Origin of the sequence: Paenibacillus sp. FSL L8-0502, from assembly GCF_038593055.1 — a bacterium.
GTDB classification, from domain to species: Bacteria; Bacillota; Bacilli; order Paenibacillales; family Paenibacillaceae; genus Paenibacillus; species Paenibacillus polymyxa_D.
The window spans coordinates 2864920-2876473 of sequence record NZ_CP151958.1; the positions used below are offsets into that span (position 1 = coordinate 2864920).

The following is an 11554-nucleotide window of genomic DNA, read 5'->3' on the forward strand; positions in this document are numbered from 1 at the left end:
GAAACCGCATACATTCCTCTATCCAAACAGACGTTCAATCCCTATCTCGATTTGTCTTCTCCGAGCTTTATAATGAAAGCGCAAACAACAATGATAGAGAAATATTCAGAACGAAGGGGAATCGAATGTGATGAGAACTAAATGGTTCATAAAAAGCAAATTGTTGACGAGACGTCTGGCTGCGCTGTCGATGTCTGCCCTGGTGATTTCAACCCTTGCAGCCTGTGGGGGCTCCTCCAACCCTCCCACTGCGGAGGAAGCGGGCAAGTATGAGGCAACACCGGGAGACCCATTCAGTGCCTATAAAGACGAAATAACCGTAACGATGGGTCGTGTAACTACAGCCAACCCGAAACTGCCGGCTGGAGATACGTATGAGAACAACGCGTATACTCGGCTAGTTAAAGAAACGTTTAACGCTAAGATTAAAGACCAATTTGAAGCCAACGGAGAAGATTACAGCCGTCAGGTTTCTCTCGCCATCGCCTCTGGGGAACTGCCTGACATGATGCGTGTTGATTCCAAGGATGAACTCAAAGAACTGGTTGATAATGATCTGATTGAAGATATGACGGAAATTTACAAACAATATGCCACAGATAACATCAAGAACATTTACGACTCTTATGAGGACCGTGCATTAGACAGTGCAACGATAGATGGACGTTTAATGGGACTTCCGGCTACTTCCCTAGATTCCGCGCCAACCATGGTCTGGGTTCGTCAGGATTGGCTGGATCTACTGGGAATCCAACTTGACGCAGACGGAGACGGGGCCATCAAGCTGGATGATGTGGAGAAAACGGCTGAGGAATTCCTGAAAAGAGATCCTGGCCAATCCGGGAAACCGGTAGGTATTCCCTTTGTGAACACCCTGAATACAAGTGACTATAATGCTTCTGCCTATACCATGCTGGGAGTTGCCTCCACCAAGGGTGCATTCCCTCAATACTGGATGAAGGGGAAGGACGGCAGCATTATTTATGGCTCGACAACAAAGGAAACCAAGCAGATGTTAGGCGTCATGGCAGATTGGTTCAAGAGAGGCCTCATCGACCCGCAATTTGGAACACGCACATTTGATGATATTACGGCACTGTACACCAACGGCCAAAGCGGTATTGCTTTTGGACCATGGCATATTCCTGACTGGGGTCTGAGTAGCGTGAAGCAGATGGATAAGAATGCGAAATTCACGGCTTACACTTTGGAGGATGCAGACGGAAAGGTAAACGTGGCACACGCCAATCCAGCTAATCAGTTTATCGTTGTGAGAAAAGGATATGAACACCCGGAACTCGCCGTTAAAATAGTAAACCTTTTCTACGATAAATTGGCAAATGATAAAAATGTGGAAACATCTATGCCAGAAGCCGCCAAGTATCAAGAGAACGGCGTAGACGGTTCTACCAGACCTTTTAATATTGAAGTCAACTCGGCTACCTCGCTGCTGGATGATTACTCTGACATTGTTCGCGGAATTAAAGGGGAGATTAGTTTGGAACAGGTCCGGACAACAGAATCAAAGAACAATATTAAAAGTATTCAAACCTACTTGAGCGATATGGATACGGATAACGTAACATCCTGGGCGAAATATCACTCGCGTATCAACGGAGTGGGACTCATCGACAAACTGACACGGGAAAACAAATTCGTTTGGATGACACCCGCCTTCTCTGGCACTACACCAAGCATGAAACAGACATGGGCTAATCTGACCAAGATGGAGCAGGAATCTTTCATCAAAATCGTGACTGGTGCAGAATCTCTGGATTACTTCGATACTTTCGTTAGCAATTGGAAGAAACAAGGTGGTGACCAGGTAATTCAGGAAATTGAAGACGAAGCTGCATCCGAAAAATAAACAATCATGAACTGCTAGAAGGGCTGCGATAAGCAGCCTTTCTTCAGGAAAGGGGTCCATCCATGAAACAGGGAAATGATAGAGCAAAAGGTCGGTTGGGCACGGGTGCCATGTATCATTTGATGATGCTTCCGGGGATTTTATTTTTACTGGTATTCAGCTATGTTCCGATGGTCGGTGTCATTACGGCGTTTCAGGATTATATACCAGCCAAGGGGATGTTTGGCTCCAAATTTGTAGGGCTGAAGCATTTTATTTATATGTTTAAGCTGCCGGACATCGCACAGGTTTTTAGTAATACGTTGGTGATTGCCATTGCCAAGATTCTATTGGGAACAATGATGGCTATCATTTTTTCCATCTTGTTAAATGAGATCCGCATCAAATTCGTTAAAAAATCCGTACAGACAATTGTTTATTTGCCACACTTTTTATCCTGGGTAGTTCTAGCATCCGTGGTTGTTAACATGTTCAGTTTGGATGGAATAGTGAATCAAATTTTGGCTTTTTTCGGTCTGGAGAATATTAATTTTCTCGGCAGCAACACCTGGTTCCAGCCGCTGATTATTGGGACAGACGTGTGGAAGGAGTTCGGTTACAGTTCCATCGTCTATTTGGCTGCAATTACTTCGATTGATCCGGGTCTGTATGAAGCGGCAGGAATGGATGGAGCCAGCTGGTGGAGAAAAGTATGGCATATTACATTGCCAGGTATGCTGCCTATTATCCTGCTCATGGGAGTGATGAGTCTGACCAATATTTTGAGTGCCGGCTTCGATCAAATTTATAATCTGTATAATCCGGTTGTCTATGAATCGGGGGATATTCTGGATACTTATGTATATCGGATTGGACTCGTTGGGCGACAGTATAGCTTCGGTACGGCTGTTGGTCTGTTTAAGTCAGTGATCGGTATTGTTTTGCTATTATCCGCCAACCATTTGGCCAAGAAATACACCGACCGAAAAATATTCTAAGGAGGCAAAGCCTATGCCGTATTCTGTAAGCCTAAAAGATCGAATTGGCCGGTTTGTCATCAATACCATCGTCATATTGCTGGCATTGATCTGCCTTCTTCCTTTATGGAATATCGTTGCGATTTCATTCAGCAGCAGCGAGGCCGTGTCAGCTAATGCTGTAGGTCTCGTACCGGTCAATTTTACAACAGCAGCGTATACGAAAATTATTGATGATGCTCAGTTCTGGCGTTCCTTTGGCATATCTGTTCTACGTGTTGTGCTTACACTTATTCTCAACATGATTCTTATTATTTTAATGGCATACCCGCTCTCCAAGTCGAAAAGGGAATTTAGAGGCAGAAACATTTATATGAATGTCATGATTTTTGCCATGCTGTTCAGCGGCGGGATGATCCCGAGTTATCTACTGATCAAAAACCTCGATATGCTTAATACAATTTGGTCGCTTGTTCTGCCGGGTGCGGTCCCTATATTCAGTGTCATCCTTGTCATGAACTTCTTCTCTGCTGTACCTAAGGCGCTAGAAGAAGCAGCATTCATCGATGGGGCGAATCCGCTCCAGGTCCTGTTTAAAGTGTATGTTCCCGTGTCCATCCCTGCGCTGGCGACGGTAGCACTATTCAGTATCGTGGGAACGTGGAATGATTTCTTCAGCGGTTTGATCTATATGACCCAAGTTAGCAATTATCCGCTAATGACTTATATTCAGTCCCTTAATGTGAACATTGCGGAACTTCTTCAATCCGGCACCAACTCAGCACAACTCAGCAACTTGACTGAAATTTCAAACAAAAATTTAAATGCGGCCAAAATCGTAGTCGCTGTCATCCCGCTGCTGCTGATTTATCCGCTGCTTCAAAAATATTTTGTGACTGGAATTGTTGTAGGATCGGTAAAAGAGTAATTATATGCTGTGACTTGCTTAAGATAAAAATACTATTTGTGTATTGGAAGGGTTGTAATGAACAATGGAAAATAAAAATTGGTGGAAAGAAATCGTTGTATACCAGATATATCCACGGAGTTTTCAAGATAGTAATGGTGATGGAATCGGCGATTTGAAAGGAATTGTTTCCCGTCTAGACTATTTGCAGCAACTCGGTGTCGGTGCAATTTGGCTATCACCAGTTTGTAAATCCCCTCAGGATGATTTTGGTTATGATATTTTGGACTATCGGGATATTGATCCGATGTTCGGGTCTTTGGATGATATGGGGATGTTAATTCATGAGGCTGGGAAACGTGACATTCGAATCATAATGGATTTGGTGTTAAACCATACTTCCGATGAGCATCCATGGTTTCAAGAAGCAAAAAAAAGTAAAGAAAATCCGTACCATGACTACTATGTCTGGAGAGATGGCGTTGAAGGAATGCCACCAAACGATTTGGGTTCCATCTTTGGTGGTTCAGCATGGGAATGGGTACCCGAGATAGGACAATATTATTTACATCTTTTTTCTGTAAAACAGCCGGATCTCAACTGGGAAAACCCAAAAGTCCGACAAGAGATTTACGAAATGATCAATTGGTGGATAAGCAAGGGTGTAGGCGGTTTTCGACTTGACGTAATTGACTTAATCGGAAAAGAGCCAGATTTGAAAATTACCAGCAACGGGCCGAATCTGCATAAGTATATCAGGGAACTCAGCAAGGAGACGTTTCAAAAAGCTGGAGACCTGCTGACGGTTGGAGAAACATGGGGCGCTACGCCAGAGATCGCCAAATTGTATAGCAACCCGGACGGCAGTGAGTTCTCAATGGTATTTCAATTTGAACATATTAGTTTGGACGAACAAGCGGGGAAAGGGAAGTGGGATCTTAAGCCTCTAGATTTTCTAGAATTAAAAAAAGTGTTGTCTAAATGGCAGACAGAGCTGAAGGGGGATGCCTGGAACAGTTTGTTTTGGAATAATCACGACTTACCCCGAATCGTTTCTCGTTGGGGAGATGACGGAGAATACAGGATAGAATCGGCTAAAATGTTGGCAACCCTTCTTCATGGCATGCGAGGCACACCATACATTTATCAGGGGGAAGAATTAGGAATGACGAATGTTCAATATCCAATTGAAGACTATCGGGATATTGAGTTACTAAATTTCTACAAAGATAGAATTGAGAAAGGATACCCTGAAGATAAAGTTATGGAGTCAGTCTTTGCAAAGGGGCGTGATAACGCTCGAACACCAATGCAGTGGGACGCTTCCGACAACGCTGGTTTTACATTAGGGAACCCTTGGATTAAAATAAACCCGAATTATAAGGATATCCATGCACAAGAAAGTTTAAATAACCCTGAATCCATATTCCATTATTATCGGAAACTAATCCGATTAAGGAAAGATCATGAAGTGATCATATATGGGGATTATGAGCTGATGTATCCCGAGAATAAAGATTTGTTCGCTTACACTCGAACGCTGAAAGGAGCCAAACTACTTGTAGTATGTAATTTTCAAAAATACACAACCCATCTCCCACTTCAGAAAGAGCTGGCAGAGACTAAGCAGTTGCTAATATCCAATTATCCAAATAACATGTCTGAAATAGAAATGCGTCCTTATGAAGCGAGGATGTACCTTATCGATACACTCCATAAATGAAAAGGTCTCAGCTTTTTAGATTTCTTTTTTTGATGACAATAACCACAAATAGTAACAAAGGGAGGAGAATTTGAAAAATAGGAAACCAGGAATTAAGAACAAATTTCCGACCGATTACCATGTGATGAGTATAGTTAGGCGACAAAAAAGAAAGCCCATAAATAAGTGCAGCAAGGGGAAGAATCCATTTTTTAAATCCGACTCCAGTTATTTTTTCAAGTCCTATCACTGCACCGTTAAAAAATAAAGACATTTTGATGATCAAGCCAAGAAAAAGAAGCAAGGTGAAAAGGGCATCCATTCGTTCGAACAGATCTGCTAATTCAATCAACTGAACGGTTTCCAAAAGTGGAAGTGTGCTATTAGCGGCGATCTTAGGTCCGAGAACAAAAATATCCAATTGATTAATAAATGTTAGAGCAAGTGCGGTCACTATATAGGCAAAGAAAACGGGTTTTGTGAGATTCCGGCCTTTATGTACGAGCGGATAAAATACAAGAAATAACACAGTTTGTCCGAATGGAAAGGAGATAAGCTCAGGAATAGCGGCTTTAAATATGGGTTTCCATCCTTCCTCTAAAACTGGAAGGGAATTTTCCAAGTGAAAGAGACCAGTTGCCGGAATTAATATACTAATTATGGCGTATCCAAGTACAAAAAAAGGGAAAAGGAACAAGCAAAATAAGAAAAATGCTTTGTAGCCGTAACGAACCGTGTTGGATACAACCACGATTGTGATCAAGATGATGATCCACAAAGGGGTTTGGCGGAGCAATGTCATTACTGTCACCTCGCCTAAATCGCGTATGTTCCGAGAAGCTTCATATGTAAAATACAGCACAAAAAGTAAATTGATGAGTGTGCCCACATATTTCCCAGTGTAACGGCGAAACAACATGAACAAATCTAATTCAGGATCTTGATGGTGAATAACAAGATGGAGCTTTAGCAGAAGTAGTCCTGCTAAAGCTCCTATCAACATGACTAACCAAGCATCTTGATTTGCTTCAGCCCCCATTAAAAACAAAGTTGTACTTCCAACTTCAAATAAAGACATACAAATGATCAACTCGGATAGTCGGATTGTATTTTGACGCATGGCTTCAATTCACCTCTCCCTGTTTATCTTATTTCAACAGTTCGTTAAAAGATTTTTCGAATAATCCTGGACGTGCAAGCTTCATTTTTACATCTATTTTTATATCCATGTTTGCTAACTCTCCAGGCCACGTCTCTTTTATTTTTTTCCAGTCTTTTGGATACTTGTGATGGATTTTATTTCCAATACCGATAAGGTCGATATTCTTTTGCTGTAAGGCTTTCCAGCCTTCCTGAATTTGCAATTTGATCGTTTCTGCTGCTTGCATCTGCAATTGATGTGTACTTTGCATATTTTTCATTTCTCTTTGGGAAGAGGCTGACAGAAGATCACCGGTAGCTTTAACGTCAACGTTTAGGTAATAATGATTTAAATTCTTGATTGGCGTAACCTTAATCTTGGCTTTCCGGATGAGGAAAGCGGACGTAACATTCCCATCTACATAGTTTACAGTAGTGTTTTTAATCTGGTTGTTTAACCATGAAACCCCCATACTTTCCTTTTCATTTAGAAAGCCGACTCTCTTGTCTTTCTGAAAAATGCTTAAACCCGATAACTTGAGTTTATTTTTGGCGGAGGTTTCCTTGAAAACATCAACAGAGTCTAGTTTCTCCGGCTCTGAACCCTCAAGAGATATTTCTGGAACTCCGGCTGCGCCACTATCGGAGCTAATTTTCGAAATAAATTCATACATGGATATTGCGGGGTAGATTGATCCTAATTTGCTATCTCTTTCTATAATCTTTTCTAAAGCTTGACCAGGAATTTTCTCTGGTGGTACAAGCTTTTTTAAAAAATCACGAGCCTCTCCGTTGGCAATGAATACTTTTACAGTTTCTCGTGAATCAAGGTTGCGGAGGTAAATATCAATAATCTCTTCAATGCCTTGTTCTGCTGCTTTTTTTCCAATAACGAGTATATTATTTTGGGCAAAATATAGTTTACGCGGGTATTCCAGGCTACTCTTCGTAACGGTTTCTCTCAATGTTTTTCCATGTGTAGAAAAGGTATGTACAGCGCTTTGCGATGCCCCGGTGGAAGAACCACCTGATCCAGTCGTCATAGCTGATGGAATTATGATTTGATAGGTATTGATCCAGTCGCCCTTATGGCCATCAATTCCAGTTGCTGTTGTGATGGCTAATTCGTTCAATTCTGTACGATCTACGCACCCTGTAAGTAATAACCCTGCAATAAACAGAACATAACTAACTCTTAATTGCCGCACCATTGATCTCTCCTATTTTTGGGTATCAGACTTGTCATTATTTTTGATTTCATCCGAACTAGCAGGGTATTGGTGAGCTGCCTGTCTTGTCTGGTTATGGCCTGATTTTTCGCTAGGTCTGGTTTTCATAGCCCACCACGGAGCTCTGATGATAAGGTCCTTCATATTAGATTTAAAGGTGGGGCTGTAGGGCACAAAATAATCAACTCCGAATGATTTGAGAGATACAAGATGAACAAGAAGGGGGATAATTCCTATCAGAATACCGAATAAGCCCAGAGCCCCCGCCAGTAGCATAAGTGCAAAACGCAACAACCTGACTGCTGAAGCCATACCAAAATACGGGATGACAAAGTTCGATATAGCAGTGAAGGCAACAACGATAACCATTGCACCTGAGACCAGTCCGGCTTGCACCGCTGCCTGCCCGATAACCAGAGCTCCTACAATGGAAACGGCTGGTCCGATGACCCGTGGCATTCGCACACCTGCTTCACGAATCACTTCAAACATCAATTCCATCATTAATGCTTCAATTAATGCAGGAAAAGGAGTTCCTTCCCGTTGAGCCATCAGCGTAATTAACAGCGTGGTGGGGATCATTTCCTGTTGGAAAGTCGTCAAGGCTATAAATAGAGAGGGAAGCAACAATGAGACTAGAAAAGATACCACACGAAGAGCCCTTAAAAAAGTTGAAATGTCATATCTCTGGTAGTAGTCTTCGGCCGTTTGAAAGAAATTGAAGAAAGTTACAGGTGCAATCAGAGCGAATGGCGTCCCATCAACCAGAACAGCTACTTGTCCGTCTAAAAGGCTACCTGCGACAGTATCCGGACGCTCTGAGTTTAGCATGGTGGGAAAGAGACTAAGTGGTTCATCCTGTATGAATTCTTCGATATAGCCACTTTCAAGTATGCTGTCTGTATCAATGGATTGAAGCCGTTTTGTAATTTCCCGTATTACTTCTGGATTAGCGACATTTTCAATGTAAGCTAATATGACTTTAGTTTGTGTATATCGTCCAATAACGTGACTTTCAAATTTAAGGTCAGGTGTCCGCAATTTTCTTCTGATCAGTGTAATGTTAGTTGAGACATCCTCTGTAAATCCTTCTTTAGGACCCCGTACTACGGTCTGAGTACTGGGTTCCTGAATAGCCCGTCTTACTCCGCCTGCGATGGAAACTGCCAAAGCATAGTTGTTTCCGTTGATGACAATGACAGCATTCCCGGAGAGAATGGCTTGATATACCTCATTTTGCGAATGTATCATTTGAATATTTCCTGCTGGAATTGTCTTCTTTAATAGAGAGACCGTGCTATTTTCACCAAGCTTAGAGGAAGATTCAGAGAGTTTTTCTGTAATTAAACCTTCCATTAAATCGGAAAGTAAGTTTTGATCAATTAATCCCTCGATATAACATACTGCGAGATGACCGGCATGGGCAGGATTTTCGGAAAAATTACGAATGATAAAATCAGGACCTTGTCCGAGTTTCGATTTGAGTAAAGACAGAGTTTGGGGCAATGACGGATTAATGGGGTCAGTTGTTTGCTGATTGGACTTTTCACTATCTTGTCTACGCCTTCTTTCAGGTCTCAGAACGTTTCTAAACCAACCTAACAACACAAGTTAACCCCCTTGCTTTATTGATAAAGCATATTTTATCCTCTAAGACCTAAAATATACTTCTTAAGAGCAGTTGATTCCAAAGTTAACCATTAAAATCTAAAAAATCAAAAGCGAGCGCCGTCCAACAGAGGAGAGCGCCCGCTTTTGATTTTTTGGAAATAACTAAATTCAACTAGCAGGTCAGGGAATCAACTCGAGCCCTTCTCCCGGTTCCAACACTTTCCCTACCCCTTCCTTTAGAAGCGAGGCGAAGTAGTGAGGGTCTTGTTTGATATGAGGGAACGTATTGAAATGGATCGGCACAACTTGTTTCGCTTGAAGCCATTCAGTTGCCAGCGCAGCATCTTCTGGACCCATAGTATGGTTGTCTCCGATCGGCAGAAATGCCAAATCGATATTGCTGAGTTCTCCAATCACCTTCATATCGTAGAACAAACCTGTGTCTCCTGCGTGGTAAATCGTTCTGCCCTCTGCTGTGAACAGAATCCCTGTAGGCATTCCCGTATAGATGATTGTTTTAGTCTCCAGATTAACGAGGCTTGAGCTATGAAAAGCCTGGGTTAATTTCACTTTTCCAAATTCGAATTGATAAGCTCCCCCAATGCTCATGGCGTGGGTTCGTACACCTTGCCAACTGAGAACATCCGCTAGCTCTGCCGATGCGATTACCAGCGCGTCATTTCGTTTTGCAATTTCCACAGTATCTCCAACATGATCCCCGTGGCCATGGGTCAGAAGGATTACATCAGCCTGCACGTCGGCTGCTTCCAGATCGGTGTTGGAGTTGCCTGTAATAAAAGGATCAATAAGAATAATTGTGCCATGGGTTTCGATTTTTACAACGGAATGTCCATGATAAGATACTTTCATTTTTCTTCCCCCTTGGTCAAATCGGCGGTGCCGGGTTTATTAATGTGATGTAACAAACCATTGCCACGATATTGACTAATCTCCAATCGCTATCGAAACATACTCTTAGAAATTCTTCGCAGCATTGCGCGCTTTTTCAATTGCTTCGGCTTTGATTTGGGGAGCGCGGTCTCCCGCCGTGGACAGACCTTCCACAAATAGGCTATCAAAGTCTGTTACGCCGACAAAATTCAAAACCGTCTTCAAATGACGGCTTCCATTCTCGCGTTCCGCCACAGGACCTTCCGAATAGATGCCGCCGCTAGCTTGAATGTGGAATGCTTTTTTGTTATGCAGCAGTCCAACGGGGCCATTCTCCGTGTATTTGAATGTTTTGGCTCTGACGCAAAAGGAATCAATGTATGCCTTCAATACCGGAGGGTAAGAAAAGTTCCACATGGGTGTAACGAACACGTACTTGTCCGCAGTGACAAACTCTTCGAGCAAATGATTCAGTTGGGTTATTTTTTCTTGATGCGCGGCAGTCAATTGATCAAACGATGCTCCCGTTTGAAGCTTGCCCCATGCCTCCAATACATCTGCATCGATATGCGGAATGTCTCGTTGATACAGATCTACGTGCACAATCTTATCTTCTGGGTGACTTTCTTGATAGGCTTGTACAAATTGCTCGCCAACGGAAAGGCTGTAAGATGCTTCAGGATTACCAGGATGCGCAGTGATATAAAGAATAGTCGACATAATTATATTTTCTCTCCTTCTTATATAAAATTACGATTTAAACAATAAAAGGGGCGATGCCGTTGCCATAAGACCAGTTGTCTTTCGTGACTTCAATTAAATTGATAAAAACATCCTCGGTTCTAATGTTGCACTGCTCATGCAGTTGTTCAGCTAATGCCGCATAGAACTCTTTTTTTACTTCAGACGATCTGCCGACATTCAAAATGATTTGAACGATGAGAAATCCATCGCTTCTTTCAATGTCCAGACAGTTTGGATCAAAGTTGAAGTTCTCTCGGTTGTGTTCCTCGATAATCAAAAAACGATCATTTTCAGGCACTTGCAGCTTGTCCACGATCGTTTGCGAGACGGCCTCTTTAATACGGGCTTTAGCTTCGCTCGAACGTCCTTCCAACGTGACGATACGCGTTAAAGGCATGTAGATTACCTCCTCTTTTTGTTGATATGCTTTATTCTATCTGTTAAAATCCAGAACACGAATGTACATGAGTTCGTGTTAGTTCGTGTCAGAGATGCTCAAACTATTGA

The 11554-nt window shown here is 42.3% G+C and carries 10 protein-coding genes; 4 read left to right on the forward strand and 6 right to left on the reverse strand.

All coding sequences use genetic code 11. The annotated features are described in order from the left end of the window. The first annotated feature begins 130 nt into the window (after positions 1-130). The 4 genes from NSQ57_RS12275 to NSQ57_RS12290 all read left to right on the forward strand — a co-directional run bounded on the left by NSQ57_RS12275 (position 131) and on the right by NSQ57_RS12290 (position 5453). Entirely contained in the window at positions 131-1867 is a 1737-nt protein-coding gene (locus NSQ57_RS12275; RefSeq protein ID WP_342426102.1) for a sugar ABC transporter substrate-binding protein, read from the forward strand. Between the two features lie 62 nt (positions 1868-1929). Then, positions 1930-2844 (forward strand): ABC transporter permease subunit, encoded by a 915-nt coding sequence (locus tag NSQ57_RS12280; RefSeq protein WP_029515318.1) that lies wholly within the window; start codon positions 1930-1932, stop codon positions 2842-2844. A 13-nt stretch (positions 2845-2857) separates the two neighbouring features. Next, on the forward strand, positions 2858-3751 hold the full coding sequence (locus NSQ57_RS12285) for a carbohydrate ABC transporter permease (RefSeq protein WP_039274896.1): 894 nt from the start codon (positions 2858-2860) through the stop codon (positions 3749-3751). A gap of 64 nt (positions 3752-3815) precedes the next feature. Then, positions 3816-5453, forward strand: a complete 1638-nt coding sequence (locus NSQ57_RS12290; protein WP_165150637.1) for an alpha-glucosidase — start codon at positions 3816-3818, stop codon at positions 5451-5453. A 7-nt stretch (positions 5454-5460) separates the two neighbouring features. Here NSQ57_RS12290 and NSQ57_RS12295 read toward each other — a convergent pair whose 3' ends face one another. The 6 genes from NSQ57_RS12295 to NSQ57_RS12320 all read right to left on the reverse strand — a co-directional run bounded on the left by NSQ57_RS12295 (position 5461) and on the right by NSQ57_RS12320 (position 11444). Continuing rightward, positions 5461-6552, reverse strand: a complete 1092-nt coding sequence (locus tag NSQ57_RS12295) for a GerAB/ArcD/ProY family transporter (RefSeq protein WP_165150639.1) — start codon at positions 6550-6552, stop codon at positions 5461-5463. 28 nt (positions 6553-6580) lie between these two features. After that, a complete protein-coding gene (locus tag NSQ57_RS12300) occupies positions 6581-7783 on the reverse strand; it encodes a Ger(x)C family spore germination protein (RefSeq protein ID WP_165150641.1) in 1203 nt (400 codons plus the stop codon). Between the two features lie 9 nt (positions 7784-7792). Further along, positions 7793-9409, reverse strand: a complete 1617-nt coding sequence (locus NSQ57_RS12305; RefSeq protein ID WP_029515313.1) for a spore germination protein — start codon at positions 9407-9409, stop codon at positions 7793-7795. 183 nt (positions 9410-9592) lie between these two features. Continuing rightward, complete coding sequence (locus tag NSQ57_RS12310; protein WP_069011459.1) at positions 9593-10282, reverse strand: metal-dependent hydrolase; 690 nt, start codon at positions 10280-10282, stop codon at positions 9593-9595. 105 nt (positions 10283-10387) lie between these two features. After that, positions 10388-11023 (reverse strand): FMN-dependent NADH-azoreductase, encoded by a 636-nt coding sequence (locus tag NSQ57_RS12315; RefSeq protein ID WP_029515311.1) that lies wholly within the window; start codon positions 11021-11023, stop codon positions 10388-10390. 37 nt (positions 11024-11060) lie between these two features. Beyond that, positions 11061-11444 carry a tautomerase family protein gene (locus tag NSQ57_RS12320; protein ID WP_029515310.1) on the reverse strand — a complete coding sequence of 128 codons (384 nt, stop codon included), beginning with the start codon at positions 11442-11444 and terminating at the stop codon, positions 11061-11063. Positions 11445-11554: the final 110 nt, after the last annotated feature.

What these genes read in the sequence shown, in the direction of transcription:
- NSQ57_RS12290 (WP_165150637.1), top strand. Translation starts at nt 3,816, where the DNA reads ATGGAAAATAAAAATTGGTGGAAAGAAATCGTTGTATACCAGATATAT.
- NSQ57_RS12320 (WP_029515310.1), bottom strand. Translation starts at nt 11,444, where the DNA reads ATGCCTTTAACGCGTATCGTCACGTTGGAAGGACGTTCGAGCGAAGCT.
- NSQ57_RS12300 (WP_165150641.1), bottom strand. Translation starts at nt 7,783, where the DNA reads ATGGTGCGGCAATTAAGAGTTAGTTATGTTCTGTTTATTGCAGGGTTA.
- NSQ57_RS12285 (WP_039274896.1), top strand. Translation starts at nt 2,858, where the DNA reads ATGCCGTATTCTGTAAGCCTAAAAGATCGAATTGGCCGGTTTGTCATC.
- NSQ57_RS12310 (WP_069011459.1), bottom strand. Translation starts at nt 10,282, where the DNA reads ATGAAAGTATCTTATCATGGACATTCCGTTGTAAAAATCGAAACCCAT.
- NSQ57_RS12280 (WP_029515318.1), top strand. Translation starts at nt 1,930, where the DNA reads ATGAAACAGGGAAATGATAGAGCAAAAGGTCGGTTGGGCACGGGTGCC.
- NSQ57_RS12315 (WP_029515311.1), bottom strand. Translation starts at nt 11,023, where the DNA reads ATGTCGACTATTCTTTATATCACTGCGCATCCTGGTAATCCTGAAGCA.
- NSQ57_RS12295 (WP_165150639.1), bottom strand. Translation starts at nt 6,552, where the DNA reads ATGCGTCAAAATACAATCCGACTATCCGAGTTGATCATTTGTATGTCT.
- NSQ57_RS12275 (WP_342426102.1), top strand. Translation starts at nt 131, where the DNA reads ATGAGAACTAAATGGTTCATAAAAAGCAAATTGTTGACGAGACGTCTG.